Origin of the sequence: Streptomyces sp. NBC_00005 (genome assembly GCF_045160215.1) — a bacterium.
Classification (GTDB): Bacteria; Actinomycetota; Actinomycetes; order Streptomycetales; family Streptomycetaceae; genus Streptomyces.
Genome location: NZ_CP108316.1, coordinates 10,771,557 through 10,791,728, shown reverse-complemented (window position 1 = coordinate 10,791,728; position 20,172 = coordinate 10,771,557). Strand labels below are relative to the sequence as shown.

General features: G+C 69.2%; 22 protein-coding genes and 3 pseudogenes. 15 read left to right on the top strand and 10 right to left on the bottom strand.

From position 1 onward, the window contains the following. Positions 1-164 precede the first annotated feature (164 nt). Together OG303_RS49320 and OG303_RS49315 are read left to right on the top strand one after the other, a co-directional pair. On the top strand, positions 165-1,232 hold the full coding sequence (locus tag OG303_RS49320) for a hypothetical protein (protein WP_405876655.1): 1,068 nt from the start codon (positions 165-167) through the stop codon (positions 1,230-1,232). A gap of 297 nt (positions 1,233-1,529) precedes the next feature. Beyond that, positions 1,530-1,949 carry a hypothetical protein gene (locus OG303_RS49315; protein ID WP_329252382.1) on the top strand — a complete coding sequence of 140 codons (420 nt, stop codon included), beginning with the start codon at positions 1,530-1,532 and terminating at the stop codon, positions 1,947-1,949. A gap of 10 nt (positions 1,950-1,959) precedes the next feature. On the opposite strand, the pseudogene OG303_RS49310 reads toward OG303_RS49315, so the two are convergent. Beyond that, positions 1,960-2,094 (bottom strand): annotated as a pseudogene (locus OG303_RS49310) (IS5/IS1182 family transposase); the annotation flags it as partial. 237 nt (positions 2,095-2,331) lie between these two features. On the opposite strand from OG303_RS49310, the gene OG303_RS49305 reads away from it, so the two are divergent. From OG303_RS49305 to OG303_RS49285, 5 genes and pseudogenes are all read left to right on the top strand, one after another. Further along, positions 2,332-2,811, top strand: coding sequence for a MarR family winged helix-turn-helix transcriptional regulator (locus OG303_RS49305; RefSeq protein ID WP_405876653.1), 480 nt, complete (start codon positions 2,332-2,334; stop codon positions 2,809-2,811). A gap of 269 nt (positions 2,812-3,080) precedes the next feature. Beyond that, a complete protein-coding gene (locus OG303_RS49300; protein WP_405876651.1) occupies positions 3,081-4,001 on the top strand; it encodes an SDR family oxidoreductase in 921 nt (306 codons plus the stop codon). 87 nt (positions 4,002-4,088) lie between these two features. Beyond that, entirely contained in the window at positions 4,089-4,484 is a 396-nt protein-coding gene (locus OG303_RS49295; RefSeq protein WP_405876649.1) for an MmcQ/YjbR family DNA-binding protein, read from the top strand. 95 nt (positions 4,485-4,579) lie between these two features. Next, positions 4,580-4,708, top strand: coding sequence for a hypothetical protein (locus tag OG303_RS49290; RefSeq protein WP_405876647.1), 129 nt, complete (start codon positions 4,580-4,582; stop codon positions 4,706-4,708). Positions 4,709-5,036: 328 nt separating this feature from the next. Next, positions 5,037-5,444 (top strand): annotated as a pseudogene (locus OG303_RS49285) (DUF6233 domain-containing protein); the annotation flags it as partial. Between the two features lie 4 nt (positions 5,445-5,448). Here OG303_RS49285 and OG303_RS49280 read toward each other — a convergent pair. Genes OG303_RS49280 through OG303_RS49270 form a run of 3 tightly spaced genes read right to left on the bottom strand, consistent with a single transcriptional unit; the run spans position 5,449 to position 7,593 of the window. Further along, the gene (locus OG303_RS49280) at positions 5,449-6,069 is read right to left on the bottom strand and encodes a transposase (protein WP_405876645.1); all 621 of its coding nucleotides are present in this window, start codon (positions 6,067-6,069) and stop codon (positions 5,449-5,451) included. Then, on the bottom strand, positions 6,060-6,713 hold the full coding sequence (locus OG303_RS49275; protein WP_405876643.1) for a helix-turn-helix domain-containing protein: 654 nt from the start codon (positions 6,711-6,713) through the stop codon (positions 6,060-6,062). The genes OG303_RS49280 and OG303_RS49275 overlap by 10 nt, the downstream gene beginning before the upstream one ends. Positions 6,714-6,744: 31 nt before the next feature. After that, positions 6,745-7,593 (bottom strand): oxidoreductase, encoded by an 849-nt coding sequence (locus tag OG303_RS49270; RefSeq protein WP_405877861.1) that lies wholly within the window; start codon positions 7,591-7,593, stop codon positions 6,745-6,747. A gap of 67 nt (positions 7,594-7,660) precedes the next feature. Between OG303_RS49270 and OG303_RS49265 the strand changes: the two genes are divergently transcribed. Beyond that, positions 7,661-8,323 carry a DNA-binding response regulator gene (locus tag OG303_RS49265; protein ID WP_405876641.1) on the top strand — a complete coding sequence of 221 codons (663 nt, stop codon included), beginning with the start codon at positions 7,661-7,663 and terminating at the stop codon, positions 8,321-8,323. Positions 8,324-8,453: 130 nt separating this feature from the next. On the opposite strand, the gene tnpA is transcribed toward OG303_RS49265, so the two are convergent. Then, positions 8,454-8,882 carry an IS200/IS605 family transposase gene (gene tnpA / locus OG303_RS49260; RefSeq protein ID WP_405876639.1) on the bottom strand — a complete coding sequence of 143 codons (429 nt, stop codon included), beginning with the start codon at positions 8,880-8,882 and terminating at the stop codon, positions 8,454-8,456. Positions 8,883-8,932: 50 nt separating this feature from the next. Here tnpA and OG303_RS49255 point away from each other — a divergent pair, with 50 nt between their 5' ends. Both OG303_RS49255 and OG303_RS49250 read left to right on the top strand, forming a co-directional pair. Continuing rightward, on the top strand, positions 8,933-10,147 hold the full coding sequence (locus OG303_RS49255; protein WP_405876637.1) for an RNA-guided endonuclease InsQ/TnpB family protein: 1,215 nt from the start codon (positions 8,933-8,935) through the stop codon (positions 10,145-10,147). 183 nt (positions 10,148-10,330) lie between these two features. Then, entirely contained in the window at positions 10,331-11,146 is an 816-nt protein-coding gene (locus tag OG303_RS49250) for a class I SAM-dependent methyltransferase (protein ID WP_405876635.1), read from the top strand. Between the two features lie 309 nt (positions 11,147-11,455). Here OG303_RS49250 and OG303_RS49245 read toward each other — a convergent pair whose 3' ends face one another. The 3 genes from OG303_RS49245 to OG303_RS49235 form a co-directional block, all read right to left on the bottom strand. After that, positions 11,456-11,881, bottom strand: coding sequence for a DUF4267 domain-containing protein (locus OG303_RS49245; protein ID WP_405876633.1), 426 nt, complete (start codon positions 11,879-11,881; stop codon positions 11,456-11,458). A gap of 52 nt (positions 11,882-11,933) precedes the next feature. After that, positions 11,934-12,110: a hypothetical protein gene (locus OG303_RS49240; protein ID WP_405876631.1), complete on the bottom strand. Its 177-nt coding sequence runs from the start codon at positions 12,108-12,110 to the stop codon at positions 11,934-11,936. 645 nt (positions 12,111-12,755) lie between these two features. Next, positions 12,756-13,202, bottom strand: coding sequence for an anthrone oxygenase family protein (locus OG303_RS49235; protein ID WP_405876629.1), 447 nt, complete (start codon positions 13,200-13,202; stop codon positions 12,756-12,758). Between the two features lie 91 nt (positions 13,203-13,293). On the opposite strand from OG303_RS49235, the gene OG303_RS49230 reads away from it, so the two are divergent. Together OG303_RS49230 and OG303_RS49225 are read left to right on the top strand one after the other, a co-directional pair. Continuing rightward, a complete protein-coding gene (locus tag OG303_RS49230; RefSeq protein WP_405876627.1) occupies positions 13,294-13,872 on the top strand; it encodes a TetR/AcrR family transcriptional regulator in 579 nt (192 codons plus the stop codon). A 365-nt stretch (positions 13,873-14,237) separates the two neighbouring features. Continuing rightward, a pseudogene (locus tag OG303_RS49225) lies at positions 14,238-15,124 on the top strand (DNA polymerase III subunit alpha); the annotation flags it as partial. A 367-nt stretch (positions 15,125-15,491) separates the two neighbouring features. Here OG303_RS49225 and OG303_RS49220 read toward each other — a convergent pair. Both OG303_RS49220 and OG303_RS49215 read right to left on the bottom strand, forming a co-directional pair. Then, positions 15,492-16,433, bottom strand: coding sequence for an NAD-dependent epimerase/dehydratase family protein (locus tag OG303_RS49220; RefSeq protein WP_405876625.1), 942 nt, complete (start codon positions 16,431-16,433; stop codon positions 15,492-15,494). Beyond that, positions 16,430-17,026 carry a hypothetical protein gene (locus tag OG303_RS49215; protein ID WP_405876623.1) on the bottom strand — a complete coding sequence of 199 codons (597 nt, stop codon included), beginning with the start codon at positions 17,024-17,026 and terminating at the stop codon, positions 16,430-16,432. The genes OG303_RS49220 and OG303_RS49215 overlap by 4 nt, the downstream gene beginning before the upstream one ends. Before the next feature lie 98 nt (positions 17,027-17,124). Here OG303_RS49215 and OG303_RS49210 point away from each other — a divergent pair, with 98 nt between their 5' ends. The 3 genes from OG303_RS49210 (at position 17,125) to OG303_RS49200 (ending at position 20,169) form a co-directional block, all read left to right on the top strand. Continuing rightward, the gene (locus OG303_RS49210) at positions 17,125-17,853 is read left to right on the top strand and encodes a TetR/AcrR family transcriptional regulator (protein ID WP_405876621.1); all 729 of its coding nucleotides are present in this window, start codon (positions 17,125-17,127) and stop codon (positions 17,851-17,853) included. Between the two features lie 428 nt (positions 17,854-18,281). Then, positions 18,282-19,196, top strand: a complete 915-nt coding sequence (locus OG303_RS49205; protein ID WP_405876619.1) for an NADP-dependent oxidoreductase — start codon at positions 18,282-18,284, stop codon at positions 19,194-19,196. Between the two features lie 226 nt (positions 19,197-19,422). Beyond that, entirely contained in the window at positions 19,423-20,169 is a 747-nt protein-coding gene (locus OG303_RS49200; protein ID WP_405876617.1) for a phosphotransferase family protein, read from the top strand. The last annotated feature ends 3 nt before the right edge of the window (positions 20,170-20,172 follow it).

The following is a 20,172-nucleotide window of genomic DNA, read 5'->3' as shown; positions in this document are numbered from 1 at the left end:
CCGCCCTGTTTCCGAACACCTCGCGCTGCCTGGCCAACTGGAGCTCTTCCACCTGCCGCGCGAGTGGACACGAACGACACCTACCGGCCCTGACCCCGGCCGCCCGGATCCTGCTGAACGGGTTCCTCACCCACATCAAGAGCCGCGGCTGGGACACCGGCCGCATGAGCGGGAGCATCCGCGCCCTGCGCGTCCTGCTCGCCCACCTCGGAGCCGACGCCCCGCTGCCGCAGGAGGACGTGCGGCTGATCGCCCGCCGCAAGCACTTCCACGGCGCCTGCGTCATCAACTACCTGCGCGTGAGCGGACGCCTCGCCCCCGACCGGCGCTCGGATGCGGCTCTGGCCCGGGCCCGGCACCTCGCCGACACCGCCCCCGCCCCGTTCCGCGGCCCGCTCAACCGGTGGATCGACGTCCTGTGCGGCACGGCCCAACGCCCAAGCTGGCCGCTCGCCCCGTCGACCGTCTGCTCCTACCTGCGTCTGGCCGCGCCCCCGCTGCGCACCTGGTACGAGGACGGCGTCACCGATCTGCGGGCCGTCACCCGTACTCACATCGAGCAGGCCCTCGAACCGGTCCAGGGAGAAGCCGCCAAGTCCCGGGCCACCGCCCTGCGCTCACTGTTCCGCGCCCTCAAACGGGAGAAACTCATCTTCCGCGACCCGGCCCGCGCCATCTCCGTGACCACCGCCGTCGTGCTGCCGCGACCGCTGGCCGACGACATGCTACGCGGAACTCTCGACCGTCTCCCCAACCCCCGCGACCGGCTCAGCTTCGTGCTCGCCGCCGTGCATGCCCTGAGCACCCACGACCAGCGCCATCTGCTGCTGGACGACCTCGACCAGAGCCGCGCCACCCTCCGCGTGCGGCGCACCGGCAAGCCCGTCCACACCGTCTACCTGGACGAACTCACCTACCGCCTGGCACGGCAGTGGCTGGCCGAACGCCACCGACGCTGGCCCGCCACTACCAGCCCCTACCTGCTGGTCACCGCCCATACCGCCACCGACGACACCCGGCCCCCGGTGTCGATCGAGGCGATCAACAAGACCCTGCGCGCCCACGGCCACCAGGCCGGCCGCCTGCGTGTGGACCGCATCCTCAACGAGGCCCAGCACACCGACGACCCCCTCCACCTCATCCGCCTCTTCGGTCTCTCTCCCCGCACCGCCATGAAGTACATCCACGCCGCGCACCCGCACCGCAGCCAGAGCGACCCGATCATGTCCTGAGCAGCACGAGCTGTAGGGATGTGAGGTGCTTGGGCGCTCCAACCTGGGACGTTGCGGCACACCCTGGCGTCGCCGCGTTCGTTCACCTGGTCGGCCATGAAAGTGGTCGACGCACCCCGAAGCGAGCCGAGGCGGCCACCTCCGCCCCGAGTCTGCGAATACTTGGCTAGCCACACGATTGCTGCTACGTTACTCATGTGGCTAGCCACACTTTCTCTAGAACTTCCCCCGCAGACCTGATGAGACCCCATGGGTGCGCCGTCAGAGGGGGCCATATTGCCTTGGAGGAGCGACCCCATGTCCCACGAGAACTCTCAAGTGAAGCCTCCGATCAATCAACGCGTGCTGACCCTCGGCATCACCCCTGATGCGCTTTCGCCGGACGATTTCCCGCCGGGGGTTGCGACGCTCGAAGAGCTGGTCGCCATGAGGAAGCGCAACTGGGCTGCGCTCCGGGCCACAGGCATCGACGGCGAGGAGGGCTACGTCAGCCTGGACCCCGACGAGGCTGAGGCCGAGCTGCGCCGACTGTTCGACGGGCGCTCGTTCGGGGTGGTGCTCATCGGCGGCGGCATCAAGAACGTCCCGGAGTACACCGTCCTGTTCGAACGGATCGTCAACGTGCTCATCGACCTCCAGCCCGACATCCGGTTGAGCTTCAGCTCACATCCGACGAACGTGCCCGAGGCGCTGCAACGCTGGCTCAAGAAGTCCTGACAAAGCCGTCTCACGGAGCTGGGCGGTTGGACGCGGCGTGAGTGATGAGGCAGGCGGCGAAGCCGAGGAAGGCTTCGTGGATGTCGTCGCGTCGTTCCCAGCGGATCCGCAGCCGGCGCAAGCCGTGCAGCCAGGCGATCGTCCGACTCCCCGCACAGTGGGCAGCTTGAGTCGCAAGCTCCCATAGCCGGCAGCTCGTCACCACCGTCAGCACCTACCCGCTCGACCGAGCGGCCACGGCCCAGCCGGCCAGCGACGCCGGGCACGTAGAGGGGCAAGCGCCTCCTGACCGTCGGCTGAGCACGCCCGCCCACGGCCTCCAAGGCGGCGGAGCGGCCGACTGCACCGCCTACCCCACCCACACTGGCTGAGGAACCGAACCATGCCCACCTCCGAACCCCGCATCCCCACGACGGCTGACGCAGGACCGATGAGCTACGCGATCTTCCAACTCGCCCGCGCCCACCGCGCCTACGCCGCCGCCCTGCTGCGCGAGATGGACCTGCACCTCGGACAGGAACTGGTGCTGATGCACCTTTTTGACCGGGACGGCCAGTCCCAGTCCGAGCTGCTCGAATGCCTCGGCGTGGACCACTCCACCATCTCCAAGGCGCTGCGTCGCATGCAGGACGCCGGCCTGGTCATCCGCGAGCCGGCCGCACATGACCGGCGCGTCATGGTGGTCCACCTCACCGACAAGGGCCGGGCGATGCGCGAGCCCATCACGGCCCTGTGGCAGGCCCTGGAGGAGACCACCGCCCGGAATGTGTCGGAGCAGCAGGCGGAGTCCTTCGTCGAGACCGCCTACGCCATCACCGAGGCGATCAGCAACCGCGCGCTGCCCGAGGAAGAGTCCACCTGACTCCCCGGTGTGGACCCCATACCCGCCTACGCCACACCACACATGAAAAAGGGGCACGCGGACTGGGGTGCACACCGTCCCGCATGCGGCGCGACCACCGCCAGACAGGCCATGTCACCCACCCCGCACCGGCTGTTCCGGACGCGGCACGTGGCGGCGAGGTGCGCTACGGATGCGCCACCACGGCCCGCCTCCCCTGGCCCCGCCCGGCACGCAGGCCCCTATGCCTGCAGCCACCGCCCACCAGCCTGATGGAAAGTGAGACTCCCATGCCTGCCACCGACTCAACCGCCCTCCCTGTCCTCGTCGTCGGGGCGACCGGCTCCCTGGGGAGCAAGGTCGTCGACGAACTCCTTGCACGCGGCAAGAACGTCCGCGCCCTGGTGAGGCCGACCACCGACGCCAGCCGGCTCGAAAGCCGGGGCGTTCAGATCGCCCGCGGCGACATGCTCGACATCGGCTCGCTCGTCGCCGCCATGAACGGCGCCGACGCCGTCATCACCACCGCCGCCGGCTACACCCGCGGCGGCAAGAACGCCAACGACATCGACACCATCGGCAACGCCAACCTCGCCGAGGCCGCCCACCGCACCGGCATCCGGCGGTTCGTCCTGACCAGCATCCTCACCAGCGACCAGACACCCCAAGTCCCGCACTTCTGGCACAAGAAGCTCGCCGAGGACAAGCTCGAACAGCTCGGCGTCCCGTTCGTCGCCCTGCGCCCGGGGGCCTTCCTCGACCAGGTCGCGACCATGGCGGGCAACCCGCTCGACAAGGGCCGCCTGATCTGGATGTCCAAGGCCACCGTCCCGCTGACCTTCGTCCGCACCTCCGATCTCGCGGCCTACCTGGCGGCCGCGGTCGACGCCGAGGCGGAGGCCGGTGAGCGGATCGACATCGGCTGGGACCGTCCGGTCAGCATGCGCGAGATGGCCGACGCGATGGGCCACCGGGTCGGAAAGAAGATCAAGGTGTGGGCCGTCCCCTCCGTCGTTGTCCGCGCCGCAGGAGTCGTCGTCGGCCGCTTCAATCCGGTGGTCAAGGACATGGCCGCGATGTTCGGCTGGTTCGACACCGGACGCTACGTCGCCGACCCCCGCCGCCAGGAGCAGCTGTTCGGCCCTGTCCCCACGGCCGAGGACGTCCTCGCCCAGTTCACCGACGAGCTGCGCACCGCACAGCACCGGTGACAGGCCCGCGTCCCGCCCCTCGCCGCCCCGCGGCCTGACCAGGACGCCTCGGGCCTACCCCGCCTGGACCCGAGAACGGAGACACTCATGAACGGATCGACCCTGCAGACGTTCGCCGCCGAGTGCGCGGAGGAACTTCCCGCAGCCCAGCTGGAGCATCCCTTCGGCCCGGACTGGGAGGTCTTCAAGGTGCGCGGAAAGGTGTTCATGCTGATGACCGAGGTCCCCGGGCGCCCCGTCGTGATCCTCAAGGCAGACCCCGACGAGGCCCAGGCTCTCCGTGAACACAACAGCCAGATCACCCCCGGCTACCACATGAACAAGAGGCACTGGATCACGCTGGAGGGCGGGACAGGCGTCGACAACGACCTTGTGAGGGAACTCGTCACCGACTCCTACCTCCTCGTCGTCTCCCACCTGCCCAAGGCCGAGCAGCCCGTCGACCCGCACACCTACGGCACCAGCACCCGGGCGGCCCACTGAGCACGGCCGGTGACCGCCTCCAGGACGCGGCCCGCAAGGCGGCCCTCGCCCTCCCCCACGTCAGCCACGGCCGCCCCTTCACCTCCGGACCCGACGTGTACAAGGCCGCAGACAAGGTGTTCCTGATCGTCACCGACGACCCGGAGGAACAGATCATCACGGTCAAGCACGAGCCCGAGCACGCGCGGGCACTGGAACGCGGCTCTCCCGAGCGCAGGCCGTAAGCCCCTGCTGCCTCAACCGGCTGCACGACCGTCGTCTCGACCTCAAGTGGCCAGCCAGTTCGCGGTCTGAGGCCTTCAGGAATCCGCAAACCTGTCGGCTTCTGGTCGGGCCGATGCCTACGCGCACGTCGGCACCGAAACGGGAGACCGTCCGCAGCCGCAGCATCTCCCCCAGGTGGGAGGCGGTCGCGCCGTGATAGCGCAGTGCGCCGCGCAGGTCCGCCAGCGCCGCGGTGGGCGGCAGGGCCTGCACCACCGGCGACAGCTCTCCCATCTGCTCCAGGACCTGCCGGTACAGCTCTTCCGGCAGCCGCTGCGGGCAGCGCACATGCATCACCACACCCGGCCCGCGCCCGGTCCACTCCAAGCTCATCCGCGCTCACCTCCCTCACCACGCTATCGAACAAATAATCGAACACGCGAGTGCGAAAGGCGTGATCATGGGCCTAGAATCAAAAATATGTTCGATCACGCACGGGATCTTCCGGACGACCTGGAGCGGCTCCAGACGCTGCGGATCTGGCACGCCCTATGGCTGGACCGCATCGACCGCAAGATCGCTCACGTGCAGGAGCGGCAGGCTGAAGAGGAACGCGGCCGGGCGCGCCGCCCGCCGACACCGGACTGGATCCTCGAACTCAACCGCACCACGGGACACCCCCTGGCCGTGCACGTCGGCGACTGCGGCATGACCGGCCACCGAACGCAGCCGGTCAGCCACGACGGCGCCCGCCGCCTCCTCACCACCGACCGGGTACCCGCCTGCCCGATCTGCCGCCCCGACACCGAACTGCACATCGTCGACTTAGTGGTCGGCTCCGGAAGTCCTTCGGCGGTTGGTCAAGCTGCCAGTCCGACGGAGGCTTCTTCCGGGTGGTCGACGGTGTGCTGGTCGAGCTGGCCAGCAGTTCGTCCAGGTCGGAGGCAGTGAACTTCCACTGGAACGGCTGTGCCGTGGCGTCGTAGCGGTCTTCGAAGGCTCGGAGCCGGTCCCGGACCTGGCTCAGGCCGGTGAAGTCGTTGGGCGAAACGACCTTGCGCTGCACGACGGAGAAGAAGATCTCCACCTGGTTCAACCAGGAGGCGTGCACCGGAGTATGGACCAGCACCGAGTTGGGGAAGGTGGCAGCCAACCGGTCGGCGTCCTTCTTGCCGCGGTGGGAGGAGCCGTTGTCGACGATCCAGAACACGCGCTTGGCGCTGGCGTACGGCTCCTGGCTCATGACCTGGGCGACCAGAGCCATGAACGGGTCGATGCCTGTGCGGGGCTCGGTGCGGCCGAACACCTTCGCGTGGTGGACGTCGTAGGCGGCCAGATAAGCCAGTGCGCCACCGCGGCCGTAGGTGTGGTTCACGCGCATCGCGCGGGCCTTGCCGGGGACGAGGGTGGGGTGGCAGCGACAACGGGCCTGGATCGAGGTCTTCTCGTCGGCGCTGACGACGAATTCGTCCGCGCCGAGCGGCTCGCCGTTCCAGGTGCGGGCGTATAGATCCAGGACGCGCGCGGCCTTGGCGCGGAAGTGGGGGTCGGTGATGAAGATCCAGGAGCGGGTTGCCAGGGCTTGAGGGCATCCCGCGCGAGCCAGCGGCGCACGGTGGAGGCCGACAGGAAGGGCGCGATGCCGCGCTTGACGGCCTCCCGGGCCAGTTCGGGGGTGGTCCAGCGGGACAGCGGCGTGCCGGTCGGGCGGGCAGTTTGGCGGGCGAGGGCCTTGACCTGGGTGGCCTGTAGCGGGGTGAAGGAGGGCGCGCGTCCGGTGCGCTTGCGGTCGGCCAGGCCCGGCATGCCCAGCTCGGCGAAACGGCTCCGCCAGGTGCGCACGGTGTCCACGTGCACGCCGACCCGCTCGGCGATCCGCGCGTTCGGCAGCCCGCGGGCCGCGTGCAGCACGATCTGCGCGCGCACTCGAAGCCGGTACTCGGCCTTGTGGCCCCAGGCTGCCTTCTTCAACCGGTGCCGCTCGGTGGCAGTCGGGGATATCGGGCGGGCGGCGCCAACGGGCATGGCAGGCAAGCTGACTTCCGGAGTCGACCAGTTAGCCTCGCAGGTCAGACAGGTCCTCGTCACTGAGACTGAGATCGTTCGCCGCGAGGTTCCCCTCCAGGTGTTCGAGACAACCCGTACCCGGAATCGCCAGCACCGTCGGCGAGGTCGCCAGCAGCGAGGCGATCGCGACCTGCGCTGTGGTCGCGCCCAGACGTGCTGCGACCTTGCCGAGCCGTTCGGCGTCGAGCGGGCCGCTGCCGACTCCGCCGCCGAGCGGGAAGTACGGCACGTACGCGATGCCCGCTTCCTCGCTTTCCGCCAGCAGCCCCCTGTCACCGGTGTGCCTGTTCTGCACCGCCGCGACGGGCGCGATCACCCGGGCCTCGGCGAGCTGGGCGCCGTCGACGTTACTGACGCCAAGGTGTCGGATCAGCCCCTCCCTGCGGAGCTCAGCCAGGACCGCGAACCGTTCGGCGATCGACTCGCCACCCGGCCCGGTCATCCCGCCGACCCGCAGATAGACCAGGTCGAGCCGGTTGAGACCCAGACAGCGCAGATCCGCCTCGACTAGGCCGCGCAGCTGATCAGCCGTCGCCTGCCCGCTCGGCACACCGTTCGGCCCGGGCAACGGCCCCACTTTCGTCGCGATCACCAGGTCGTCACGGTAAGGGGCCAATGCCCTACGGATCAGCTCGTTGGCCCACACCGCGTCCCTGCCGTAGAAACCGGCCGTGTCGATGTGGTTCACGCCCAGCTCCACGGCCCGGCGGAGCACCGCGATGCCCGTCTCGGGATCTCGCGCACGACCGGCGAAGGTGCCCATCGCCAGGCGCATCGCGCCGAAGCCGAGCCGGTTGATCGTCAGCTCTCCGCCGAGGGAGAAAGTCTTGATCGTCATGACGCTCATGGTGTCCGCCAGCACGACTCCCAGCGAGCTCGTGGCAGCTTGATGCCAGGCTGGCGGGATGCGGAACGAAGAAGTGCTTTCAGTGCGGGGAGACGCAGAGTTGATCGCACGCGCAGGTCATCTCTTCGAGTCCGCGCAGACCGAGTTCCTCTGCGCCGCCCGAGATCTCCAAACCTGGTCGCAACCGGGGGCCAGGGCGGCCCGGAATCGGATGCGCGCGGCGGATCCCGCTGACTTCACCCCTCGGAAGCTGCTCAGCCCGGTGGCACTCGCCGACGAGGAGGCCCGCGCGCACCTGCGGCTGGTGCGGAGTAAGGGGGCTCTCGTTCGGATTAGCCGTTCGCCGCTGCCGCACGAGACCATCCTCATCGACCGGCGGGTGATGATCCTTGCCGGCCAGGAGACCCCCACCGGCCGCGAGTACACCGTGACGACGTCACAGATCCTGGTCGACGGCGTTCACTCGCTGTTCCGGGCGATCTGGGACGCCGCCGTCGATCTCGAAACCTATCTGCGCAGCGACGTCCCGCACCTCGATGCCGACGGCCGCATGATCCTCAAAGCCCTCGCTTCGGGCCTTACCGACGAATCGGCAGCCAAACGGCTCGGCGTCTCACTGCGCACCTACCGGCGGCGTGTGGCCGAGCTGATGGCCCAACTCGAGGCCGGCTCCCGCTTCCAGGCTGGGCTACGTGCAGGTGAGCTGGGGCTACCCCGCTAAAACCCTAGTGATCGCGACCCTTTAGCGGCCTGCCCGCCTGAGCACCCCAGGCCCCATCCCTCTCTTCGGAGGGAATCCCGGCCTTTAGGCGGGGAGGGAATCCGATCTCAGGACTACTCTGACCCGCAGGTTACGAAGGACGTTTTTGCTGCTCGATGTACTGACGGACGATCGACAGCGGAGCCCCGCCACATGATCCGGCGAAGTAGGAACCGGACCAGAACCGGCCGTGCATGATGAAGCGGTTGACGCGGCCGGTGAACTCTTGGCGCAGGTAGCGCGAGGACACGCCCTTGAGTGAGTTCACCAGGGCTGACAGGGCGACTTTCGGCGGGTAGTGCACCAGGAGGTGCACGTGATCCTCTTCGCCGTTGAACTCGATCAGGTCCGCGCCGAAGTCGGTGCACACGTTCCGCATGATCTCTTCGCAGCGCGTCAGCATGTCGTCGTTGAAGACTTCACGCCGGTACTTGGTAACAAACACCAAGTGGGCGTGCAGGTGGTAGACGACGTGACGGCCCCGGCGGATATCGGTGTTTGGTTCCCAGCGCGGTGGCATACACCAAGTGTAGTAGGATCAAGGAGCTTGACCGGGAGGGGGTGGGCTGGGTGATCCGTGCGTACAAGTTCCTCATGCGGCCCACCGTGGGCCAGCAGATCGCGCTCGGCGAGATGCTGCGGGATCACTGCTCGCTCTACAACGGGGCCTTGCAGGAGCGCCGCGACGCCTACCGGCACACGTCGAAGACGAGCATCAAATACGGCCAGCAGTCCGCACAGCTCAAGGAGATCCGTTCCTTCGACCCGGAGCGTCAGGGCCGGTGGTCGTTCTCCAGCCAGCAGGCGACACTTCGCCGTCTGGACAAGGCGTTCGCCGCGTTCTTCCGCCGGATCAAGTCCGGCGATACGCCGGGCTACCCGCGCTTTCGGGGTGTGAACTGGTTCGACACGGTGGACTTCCCCAAGGACGGGGACGGCTGCCGCTGGGACTCCACCCCGCACGATCCCGTGACCCGCGTCCGGCTCCAGGGTGTCGGGCACGTCAAGGTCAACCAGCACCGGCCGGTGGTCGGCAAGGTCAAGACCGTCTCGGTCAAGCGTGAGGGCCGCAGGTGGTACGTCGTCATCACCGCCGAGCAGCCCCGGCCCGAGCCGCTGCCCAAGACCGGCAGCGTGGTCGGCATCGACCTCGGCATAGCGTCGTTCCTGACCACATCCAACGGCGTACACGTCGCCAACCCGCGCCACGCCCGCAAGGCTGCCGCCAAGCTGGAGGCCGCACAGCAAGCCTTGTCGCGCTTCCCCCGGCGGAAGGCCAAGGACCGCACCCGCAACCACCAGCGGGCCGTAGGAGAGGTCGCCGCTCTGCACGGCAAGGTGCGCCGCCAGCGCCTCGACCACGCACACAAGACCGCGCACGCCCTGGTCGCCGAGCACGATTTCATCGCGCACGAAGACCTCAAGATCCGCAACATGAGCAAGGCCCCCGCCCCGCAGCCCGACCCTGAAACGCCGGGCGTTTTCCTGCCCAACGGGGCCGCGAGCAAGGCCGGGCTCAACCGCAGCATCGCTGATGCCGGTTGGGGGGTGTTCCTGACGATCCTGCACGCCAAGGCTGAAAGCGCCGGGCGGGAAGTGATCGCCGTGGACCCCCGTAACACCTCCCGCCAGTGCCCCGAATGCGGGCACACTGCGAAGGAGAACCGGCTCACACAGGAGAAGTTCCACTGCGTCTCGTGCGACCACCGGGCGCACGCCGACGTCGTGGGAGCAACCAACGTTCTACGAGCCGGGCTGGTCCGTCGCGACGCCAACCCGGCTTAGCGAGAAGCCACCCCGTTTACGGGGTGGAGGAGTCACTGCCAGGCCGTCCTCCGCGCCGTGACATCCTTTCCGATGGACTGAACGATGCGACTCGGAGAAGAGAGTGTGCGTGAACAGCTCCGCCAAAACGTGCCCACCGCGCAGCCGTCGCCGTTGGCTTCCTGACCCTTTGCCGGAGGCGCCATGAGCACTGCCCGACCGTCCGGAGTATGGGCAACCGCCGTGGGTGTGGCGCGGGTCCGCGCGTTGGAGAGCGAACGGGAGAAAGCTCTGTTCCGCGATCCGCTCGCGGCGGCGTTCACGGCCGCGGGCGGACTGCCGAAGGTCACGGGTACGCCGCCGCAACGGTGGGTCGCGGTCGCCTTCTCGATCGTGATCAGGACTAGGTTCCTGGACGAGCTGCTGGCCGAGGCGATGGCGGCGGGAATCCGCCAGGTGGTGCTGCTGGGCGCGGGCATGGACAGCAGGGCCTACCGGTTGGACTGGCCGGCGAAGACCCGTTTCTTCGAGGTCGACACGGCGGAGCCGTTGGACTTCAAGGAGTCGGTGCTGCTGGCGGAGCGGGCCGAACCGCGCTGCGAGCGGATCACGGTGCCGGTGGACCTGCGCGAGGACTGGCCCACGGCGCTGGCCGCAGCCGGTCATGACCCGGACGCCCCTACGGTGTGGATCGCCGAGGGGCTGCTGATCTACCTTCCGGCGGACGCTGTCGACCGCCTCCTCGGCCAGATCGGACACCTCTCCGCGCCCGGCAGCAGGATGGGGCTCACGCTCGGCTCACGGGGCGTCCTGGAGCGCTTCGCGCAGGACCAGGAGACGGCGGCTTCGATGTGGGTCTCCGAGATGCCGGAGGACCCGATCGCCTGGCTGGCCGACCTGGGCTGGACCGCGGAGACGTTCACCGTCCGCGAGCGCGCCGCCGCCTACGGGCGGCCCGTCACCGTACCGGCCGCAGGCCCGCAAGGCCCGGGAGGCCTGGTCTCGGCGATCCGCCGGTAGCACCACAGAACCTCCCAACGGCCGGATTCCCTGAGCTCTTTCAGCGTTGTCGCTCCAGGGTGAGGACGCTGAATGAGCTCACTGAGTTGGATCAGCTCGGGATCCAATGTCCCGCTGAGGCGGGCGTTCGTGTCGCTCTGCAGGGCTGCTGGAGGCCACCCCCTTGGGTGACGTGTCGAACCGGCGTGCTGTCACCTGCAGTTGCAGCTGGATGCGCTGCCTGGCCTTTCCCGGCGGACGCTGACACGCGAATACCGGCACGCGCCAAGGTGGCCCGGCCGGGGTCCGGGCCACCTTGGACCGATGGGATCAGGCGGGCTGCGGGGCGGGCGTTGCCGGAGCGGCCGCGACCTTGCGGGTCTCGCGCATTATCAGCAGGCCATTGACCACCATCAGTGTCGCGGTCAGGCCGTGGACGCCGAGCGCGGTGGCCACGGAGCCGTGGTGGGCCAGCACGGTGGTCATGTCGCCGTACGCGGCGAGGGCCTCCACCAGCAGCACCCAGCCCAGCGCCCGGCGGTGGCCCGTCACGAGCAGGATGCCCAGGACGAGGGCCAAGACGACGTCGCGGATTCCCTTGATGATCAGGAAGCCGCCGCCGTCGCCGGACGGCCAGCTCGGCAGGCCGAAGCCCGGCGCCGTCGTCTCCGGGCTCAGGATGAACTCCGTCCCGAACCAGAGGATGAAGAGGATGAAGGCGGCGGCCAGGACGGTGTTGATCTTCTTCAGCGACATTGTTCTTCTCCTTGCGGGTCTTGGTGAGACTGGTGAGTCGTATGGGGCCTGGTCAGACGGCGCGGCCACGGCTGATGTGGCGGGCGTAGCGGGAGCGGCCGATGACGTGCCAGATGTCGCGGACCGGCGCGGGGAGGGCGGACAGGAGCGTGGCGCGCTCGGCCGGGTTCGCGTCCTCCAGGACGAGGCCGACGAGGGTGAGCAGGGTGAGCTTGGGCGTGTTGGCCACCGGGTGGTCGCCCAGGGTGGCCCATTCCTGGTGCTGTGCTCGGTCGCGAGCGGAAGGAGGGTGGCCTCCTCGTCGTCGAGGTGTTCGAGCGGGACTGCCCGGTGATCGGCGAGGGTCGCTGCGAGGTGTCGCGCTCGTCGGCTCCGGCGGTGACCGCCCGCGCAGGGACCGCGGCGTCCGGCCTGGTCAGCGTGGCCTCGACGCGTTTGTGCTGGGCCTGCATGCGCAGGACGTTGTCCGCCTCCAGATCGACCCGGGACAGGAGCGGCGGCCACAGCAGTTCGGGCCGGCCGCGCACCCGCCCGGACCATGTGCTGGGCGACAAGGGCTACAGCACCCGTGCTGTCCGTTTGCACCTGGGTGCCCGCGGGATCGGGCACACCCTTTCCGGGCGGGCCGATCAGGTGGCCACCCGGGCGCGGCGGGTCCGAGCGGGCGGGTGCCGACCGGCTTTTGACCGCGAGCGCTACACGCAGCGCAACGTGGTCGAGCGGTGCCTTGACCGCCTCAAGCAGCGGCGCGGGACCGCGGCCAGGTTCGACAAGACTGCCCAGTGCGCGAACATCGGCGTGTGCGGGGCGAGACTCTGCCGCTTGGCCATTTTCGGTCTTCCTCTCCGCTATCGGTCAGCGGGTGGTGGGTGGCTCAGGTGAGGGCGGCGACCAGCAGGGCGAAGGCGGCGATGATGACGGCGACGCGGACGTAGTGGTAGCGGTCCCAGCGGTTCATCTGCTCCTTCCAGTCGGCGGGCCGGTTGTCAGGGGTCCACGTCTTGTTCCGGTTGTTGATCGGGACGAGCAGCAGGAGCGACATGATCACGCTGAGGGCCAGCAGCACGCCGGCGGTGACGACGAGGCCGGTGCCGTGGTGGTGCCATCCCGCGATGGCCCAGACCGCGACGAGGACGAGAGAGCCGATGTACCAGACCGGCATCACGGCGCCGAGCATCCGGCCCCCGTGGGCGTGGCCGAGTTGGCCACTGTCCTCCGGGAGTGCGTTGAGGATCGGGTTCATGACGAAGGCGACGGAGAACTCCACCCCCACCATCACGCCGACGATCACGGTGCTGACGATCTCAAGTGCGTTGAGCATGACTACCCCCATTTGGATCTAGCGTCGCTAGGTGATGAGGCAACGCTAGTACTACTGCCGCTCGATTGTCTAGCAGTGCTAGGATCGAGTCATGTCGGTACAGGAACGCAAGCAGCGCGAACGGGCGGAGCGCGAGCGCCTCATCGTGGCCACGGCCCGCGAACTCGCCGAGCAGCAGGGCTGGGACGCGGTCACCACGCGTCGGCTCGCCGAGCGCATCGAATACAGCCAGCCCGTCCTCTACAGCCACTTCCGCGGCAAGCGCGAGATCATCGGCGCCGTCGCCCTCGAGGGCGCCACCGAGATGGCCGTGGCGGTGCGTGCCGCGACCTCCGCCGCGAACAGCCCGCGCGAGCGGGTCGCCGCCCTCGCCCGTGCCTACCTCGACTTCGCCGAGCGCAACCCGGCGGTCTACGACGCCTTGTTCCAGCTCGACGGCGGCCTGGCGTACGCGCAGGAGGACACCCCGGAGCCGCTGAAGGACGCCTTCGCCGCGCTGCTGGAGAGCCTGGGCGAGGTCGCCGGGGACGGCGTCCACCCGGGGCTGTTCACCGAGGTGTTCTGGGCGTCCCTGCACGGCCTTGCGACCCTGTCCCGGGCGGGACGGCTGCTGCCGGAGGACGCCGCGCAGAGGGTGGAGCTGCTGGTGGACCGGCTCGCCGTGGTCTGACACACCGTCCCGGCGGGCACGCAGCCGGGGCCCTCGGACCCCCGCCGCTGCCTGCCTGCGGCAACGCTTCGGGTCACTCGCGTCCGCACGGCGCAGCCGCAGATCGCCGGGCCCCGTACCCCAGGCGGGCACCCGCCCCGGAAGCTGCGATGCTCATTGATCGCGACCCGATACGCGCCCTAACGCCGCGTCATTCGCCGGTGCCTCGTCGTCCTCGTCGAGGTGGACGGTCGCCGGGTCACACAGTGGGCGCAGGCCCTCGCGTGGCGGGCGGGCGTTCCTCGGTATCCCGCTGATCACCGGGTTCCTGACCCGACAGGCTGGACGAGAAGGCCCAGGGCCGGACCTGGTACAACACGGATTACACGGTCAAGGGCATCAGCGAGGTGGAGACCGCCCGCCTGGCGGCCGGCCAGCCCTACACCGGCCTGCAGGATGTGTGGCTGCGCGCCCGGCCGTCCCTGCCGCTCGCGCAGCGCCTGATCCGCGTCGGCGCCCTCGATGCCCCTCTCCCCCGGCCTGACCCGGCGGGACCTGCTGCTGCAGGCCACCGAACTGCACCGGCAGTCCCGCAACCGCACTACCACCGACGGGCAACTGCCGCTGGGCGGCGAGCTGGTGACCGCGACCCCGAGCGGTCTGCCGGAGATGACCAGCCGCGACAGGCTCGGCGCCGAACTGGACAGCCTCTCCATCGACGTGAGCCGGCATCTGATGGAGCACCACCACCGGCTGCTGCGCGAGCTCGGCGCGACCGATGCCGCCCACCTGCGCGGCATGGTGCCCGGACAGAAGGTGCTGGTCGCCGGAGTCCGGGCCTCCACGCAGACGCCGCCGATCCCGTCCGGAAAGCGCGTCATCTCCTGCACCCTGGAGGACGGCTCCGGCCTGGTCGACATCGCCTTCTTCGAGGACTCCCACGAGCACGTCGCGCGCACCGTGTTCCACTCCGGCCTACTGCTGGTACGCGGCACCGTCGAGGTCCGCGGCCCGCGCCGCACCGTCGTCGGCGAGATGGCCTGGGACCTGGACGAGGTGGCAGCCGCCCGCCGCGACCACGGCCGCAGGCCGCCCTCGACCTCCTCCGCCGCACCGGCCCGGCCCCCCTCCCGCACAGTCCACGCCCCAGCGCACGCTCGCCGACGGCACCGCCGGGGCTCGGATTCACCCCTATGCCGATCTCCAGCCCGCGGGGACCCGCTCCGCGGACCTGCGCCGGCTCGGCCACCGAAGCCCCGGTTCTCCAGGCTGAAAGGTGTCTCACGAGACAGGTCGTGCCTCGTCCGGTGCAGCGGTAGAGCCACCGACGAAATGCGTTTCGTGAGGTGACGGAATGCCGGTCGCGGAGTCACCCGCAGGGTGTCCTGCGCGCATCCATTGACTCGTCGCAGTGAAAAGGGCTGGTGACCGTTGGCTCTTCTCACCGAAGGTTGAGTGGCTGCTGAGGCCTGGCTGTCCGGGGAAACGGTGGGGGAATCGGTGCAGGCGTACGGCGATCCCGTGCCCGCCACCGGCATGAGCGGTGTGACCGCGTGGCAGAGGCACCGAGTGCCTGGTGGAGGTCTTCCGGCAGTGGTGCTCTCTGCGGGCGGGAGCGGCGTCCGAATGTGGCGGCATCCTCATCCGCGCCGATAGGTCGTGAGGGTGTCGTCCAGGGCTTGGTCGATCGGGGTGGCGTGTACGCCGAGCTTGGTCGCCATCTTGCTGCTGTCGACGATGAAGGTCTCCTCGAACTGGTACTGCATCTCGCCGAGCTCACGCACGGTCGGATTGACCAGGCCGAGGACGCGCAGCACCAGCGGCGGCAGGGCGCGGAGTCTGACGCGGGGTTGGCCGGCGTGCCGGTAGACGATGTCGACGAGCTGGCGGGTGGTCCGGGTGTTGGCGTCGTTGGGAAGGTGCCACACCTGGCCGCAGGCATCGGGGTGTTCGCCGAGGACGGCGAGGCCTTCGCCGATATCAGGGATGTAGGTGTAGGTGTGTGGTTGGTCGGGGTCGCCGAGCACGGTGGCGGTCTTGCCGGTCAGGGCGGCAGGAAAGACGCGGTCGCCAAGGTTGGACTGGGCGCCGCCGCGGGGTCCGAAGTAGTCCGAGGCGCGGCCGATCGCGACCTGAACACGGCCGGCCTGGTGGGCCGCGAGCAGTCCGCGGGCCATCCGTCCCCGGAGCTGCCCCTTCTTGGTGTGGGCGTCGTAGGCGCGGTCTTCAGTGAGTGAGCGACCGGCGGGGCGTCCGTACATGTAGACGTTTTCCATGCTGACCAGGCGGGCGTCGGTGGCTTCAGCGGCGGCGAGCACGCCGGCCTGCAGGCCGGGAAACAGTGCGGTCCACTCGGGGTAGGGCGGGTTGAGCGCCTGGTAGACCACACGGGCGCCCTGGGCGGCTGCGGTGGTGAAGGCTGGGTCGCTGGCGTCGCCGCCGATGACCTCGACGTCGCCGGGCACGCGGGCGTGGCCGGAGCGGTTGACAAGCCGGACGGTCTCGCCACGGCGACGGAGCGCCTCGAAGGTCGCCAGACCGATGGCGCCGGTTCCGAAGACGACGTGCTGCGGGATGGTCATGCTGTCGCTGCGATCGAGGGCTGCGCCGGTCGCGAGTCGGCGGCCACGCGGTTGGACAGGAGGTAGTGGAGCAGGAGTCCGGACAGCGCGGAGAAGGTCAGCGCGCCGTACGCACCGAAGACCGTGAACTGGTCGTCGACACTGATGCCGCCCAGGGTGGTGGTGGTCCAGCCCAGGGCCCACAGGGCGGGCATCGCGGCGGCCCAGGCCCAACGCCGGTGGGCGTGCCGGGGCAGCGCGAGGGTCTGGGCGATGCCGAGGACAATCCCGGTGAGGGCGCCCATCGCGGCAAGGTCTGCGAGTGATGTGCCGTAGCCGACGGTGGCTGCACCGAGGAGTAGTCCCAGACCCATGCCGATCGCGGTGGCCGGAATCCACCTGCGCGGGTCGAGTCGGCGGCGGCTGACCAGCCACTGACCGGTGCCGATCACCAGCCCGGCGACCGCGCCGCCAATGAGGGCGGCGGTGGGACTGTCGACGCGGCCGACCACCGCAGTGCCGGCCAGGCCGGCGAGGGGGAAGGCAAGGAATCCGGCGGTCCACACCGCCCAGGTGACTCGAGGAGTGCCAGGCCCGCGCATCTGTGTACGCATCGTGATCACTTCATCTCTAATTTCTGTACGCTGTACAATTAATGTACGGCGTCCAGAAAATCACGTCAATGGATATGGCCCGACGGACGGAGCACGCTATGGAAAACAAGGCGAGGCCGGCCCGGCCCGGCAGGCGACGAACCCTCGACGAGCAGCAGATCCTTGACGCAGCCCTGCGCCTGCTCGCCTCGGGGGGCGCCGGCTCGGTTTCGGTGCGCAGGGTCGCCGCAGAGGTGGGTGTAGCCCCCAACGCTGTCTACACGTATTTCCCCGACAAGGCGGCTGTGGTCCGCGGCCTGGTCGAGCGCATCCTGGGCGAGGCCGACCATGGTGCGTTCACTGACCCAGAACTGCCCTGGCGACAGCGCATCCACGCGCTGGCCAACGATCTCAGGGCGCGGCTGATTGCCCGCCCCGGCGCGATCGACCTGCTCCTCGCAGGCCCTATGGACGGCCCCAACGCCCTTGCTCTCGGTGAAACGCTGCTGGCAATCCTGGCCGATGCCGGGCTCGACCCGAAGGAAGCCGCCAAAGCCTCGTATCTGCTCATCGTGCACTGCCTCGGATCCATCGCCCTGGAGGCCGCGGAGCTGGACCACTCCGGCCCAGCGCCCTCGGAGGAAGAGCGCGCGACCGAGCGACAGGCAGCTCTCAGGGCCGTGCCTGCCGACCGGTATCCACGTACCGCATCGGCGGCCGATGTGATCGCGGAATTCATCACCACCGAGCAGTTCACCTGGGGCCTGAACCGGGTGCTCGACGGGCTGGCCGTACGACAAATCAGCCACAGCCGAGACCACCGTCCCACCCGACATCCGGCCGACTGAACCGCTACAGCACCCGAGCAGCGACTTCAACCCGCTCAAACTTCGATGAGAGACGCTCAACTTTCACTGCGACAGATCAGGCGGACGTGATCGCCTACCATCTTTCTGTGCATCCATGGACATAGGTAGCAGACTGGGTGCTTCCTCCTCCGGGGAAGTACCCAGCGCGTTCGTTATTGGCGACACGGCGGGTCCGTACCGAACGCAGTCGGTGCAGACCTGCCGCTTTCTTGCTTCTCGTATTGCCCGACGGTCAGGTGCCGGGCTGGTGACCGAAGAGGGTCTTGATCAGGCTTGGCGGTTGGCGGGCGAGGTCGGTGCGCCAGTCGGGACAGTGGCGGCCGTCCTCGGGCGGGGCGTCGTCTGCTTTGGGTTTCCGGCCCGTATCTCCTGGTCGGTCGGACTGAGTGAGAGGACAGAGATCTACTGTGAAGGCGTGCGGAGTATCCGGGGCCGAGAAGGAAGTCGCCCTGCTGGAGTTGCCCGAACCGTCATCTCCCGGGCCCGGTCAGATCCTGGTGGCGGTTGACGCGGCCGGGGTCGGCTCGTGGGACCAACTGCTAAACGGCGCCGGCTGGGACGTGGGGCTGCGCCCCCCGGCGGCGCTGGGAGTGGAGGGCGCGGGCCAGGTGCTGGCCGTCGGCGCGGGTGTCACCGGGTTTGCCGTAGGCGACCGGGTGCTCGCACATGAGGCCCCGCTGCCCGGGGGAAGCGGCTTCTGGGCCGAACGCGTTCTGATCAACGCGGGTCACGCGGCAGCCTGCCCACCCGGGCTGGACGCCGTGCACGCGGCGGCACTGCCGGTCAACGGGCTCACCGCGTTGCAGGCCCTGGAGAAGCTGGACCTCAGCCGAGGACAGCGGCTCCTGATCACCAACGGAGGCGGGGCCACCGGAGCCCTGGCCATCCAGCTCGCCGCGGCCAAGGGCATCGAGGTGACCGCGACCGCGTCTGCTGCCGCCGCAGAGCGCCTGCTCGGTCTGGGAGCGATGGAGGTCGTCGACTACCACGACCCGAACTGGTCGGCCAAGGTACGCGGCGGGTTCGACGCCGCCCTCATCATCGTCAGCGGCACGGCGGACGCCGCCCTGCCTTTGGTGCGGGACGGCGGCCGACTGTGCTCCCTGACCTCGGACGCGCCTCCGGAGGAACGAGGCGTCACAAGTTGGGACCTCTACGTCGAGCCCAACGCCGCGCAGCTTGTCCAGCTGGCGGAGCAGGCCGCCGCGGGAACCTTGAAACTCGCACCGGAACCCCTTGCGCTGAGCGAGGGACCGGCTGCGTTCGCCCTGGTCGTTACCGGACGGGCCGGCGGCAAGAAGATCGTGCTCACCCGAGCATGACCCGACCGGGCACCGCCCGATCCCGATGCTGGGCCACGGTGCCCGCCAGGCGCGATCGAGAAGTCGTCAGAGGGCGTTAACGACTCCTGACACAAGTGGTGGGCTTGTCCTGGTCAGAGGTCGGTGTCGTGCACGAGACCGCCGGCTAACGGAACGCGGTCAGCCGCGTAATCGCACGCGATAAACCCGGCGACGTCGGCGATCGTCCCCGGGATACTGGTCGCCCATGGATGAGGTCAAAGTCGTTGTCGCCCATTCCGAGCGCGCGACCCTCCGCGTCGGCGACGTGTTCTTGAAGGTGGACGCCGATCAGGCGCGCATCGACGTCGAGGTCGAGGCGATGTCCCTGGCGCCGGTCCCGACCCCGGAGGTCCTGTGGCGCAAGCCGCCCGTGCTCGCGATCGCCGCACTCCCGGGGACGACGCTTGGGCACCTCGGCGGGCCGTCGACCGGGTCGTCGGCGGCATGGGCCGCGGCGGCCGCCGCCATCCGGAAGCTGCACGACGCGCCGCTCCCGCCCCGGCCCGGCCGGGCCGGCCGGAGCATCGTCGCGCTGGCGGCGGAACTCGACGACGAGTGCGAGGTGCTCGTGACGAACGGCCTCCTGCCCGCCGACCTGGTCACCCACAACCGCCAGGTCGCCGAGGCCGCGCTCCGGCCGTGGACTCCGGCGTTCACGCACGGCGACCTGCAGATCGCACACGTCTTCGTCGACGGCGACGAGGTCACGGGCATCATCGACTGGTCCGAGGCGGGCCAGGGTGATGCCCTGTACGACCTCGCCACCTTCACGCTCGGACACGAGGAGCACCTCGACGACGTCATCGCCGGCTATGGCACCGACATCGACCTCGACGTGATCCACGCGTGGTGGTCGTTGCGAAGCCTGCTGGCAGTTCGCTGGCTGATCGAGCACGGCTTTGAACCGTTCGCGCCGGGCTGTGAGGTCGACGTGCTGAGATCCAGGATGTGAGGC

Coding starts and splice junctions, on each gene's coding strand:
- OG303_RS49320 (WP_405876655.1), top strand. CDS start 165: ATGAGCGGGAGCATCCGCGCCCTGCGCGTCCTGCTCGCCCACCTCGGA.
- OG303_RS49315 (WP_329252382.1), top strand. CDS start 1,530: ATGTCCCACGAGAACTCTCAAGTGAAGCCTCCGATCAATCAACGCGTG.
- OG303_RS49305 (WP_405876653.1), top strand. CDS start 2,332: ATGCCCACCTCCGAACCCCGCATCCCCACGACGGCTGACGCAGGACCG.
- OG303_RS49300 (WP_405876651.1), top strand. CDS start 3,081: ATGCCTGCCACCGACTCAACCGCCCTCCCTGTCCTCGTCGTCGGGGCG.
- OG303_RS49295 (WP_405876649.1), top strand. CDS start 4,089: ATGAACGGATCGACCCTGCAGACGTTCGCCGCCGAGTGCGCGGAGGAA.
- OG303_RS49280 (WP_405876645.1), bottom strand. CDS start 6,069: ATGCGCGTGAACCACACCTACGGCCGCGGTGGCGCACTGGCTTATCTG.
- OG303_RS49275 (WP_405876643.1), bottom strand. CDS start 6,713: ATGCCCGTTGGCGCCGCCCGCCCGATATCCCCGACTGCCACCGAGCGG.
- OG303_RS49270 (WP_405877861.1), bottom strand. CDS start 7,593: ATGACGATCAAGACTTTCTCCCTCGGCGGAGAGCTGACGATCAACCGG.
- OG303_RS49265 (WP_405876641.1), top strand. CDS start 7,661: ATGCGGAACGAAGAAGTGCTTTCAGTGCGGGGAGACGCAGAGTTGATC.
- tnpA (WP_405876639.1), bottom strand. CDS start 8,882: ATGCCACCGCGCTGGGAACCAAACACCGATATCCGCCGGGGCCGTCAC.
- OG303_RS49250 (WP_405876635.1), top strand. CDS start 10,331: ATGAGCACTGCCCGACCGTCCGGAGTATGGGCAACCGCCGTGGGTGTG.
- OG303_RS49245 (WP_405876633.1), bottom strand. CDS start 11,881: ATGTCGCTGAAGAAGATCAACACCGTCCTGGCCGCCGCCTTCATCCTC.
- OG303_RS49235 (WP_405876629.1), bottom strand. CDS start 13,202: ATGCTCAACGCACTTGAGATCGTCAGCACCGTGATCGTCGGCGTGATG.
- OG303_RS49230 (WP_405876627.1), top strand. CDS start 13,294: ATGTCGGTACAGGAACGCAAGCAGCGCGAACGGGCGGAGCGCGAGCGC.
- OG303_RS49220 (WP_405876625.1), bottom strand. CDS start 16,433: ATGACCATCCCGCAGCACGTCGTCTTCGGAACCGGCGCCATCGGTCTG.
- OG303_RS49215 (WP_405876623.1), bottom strand. CDS start 17,026: ATGCGTACACAGATGCGCGGGCCTGGCACTCCTCGAGTCACCTGGGCG.
- OG303_RS49210 (WP_405876621.1), top strand. CDS start 17,125: ATGGAAAACAAGGCGAGGCCGGCCCGGCCCGGCAGGCGACGAACCCTC.
- OG303_RS49200 (WP_405876617.1), top strand. CDS start 19,423: ATGGATGAGGTCAAAGTCGTTGTCGCCCATTCCGAGCGCGCGACCCTC.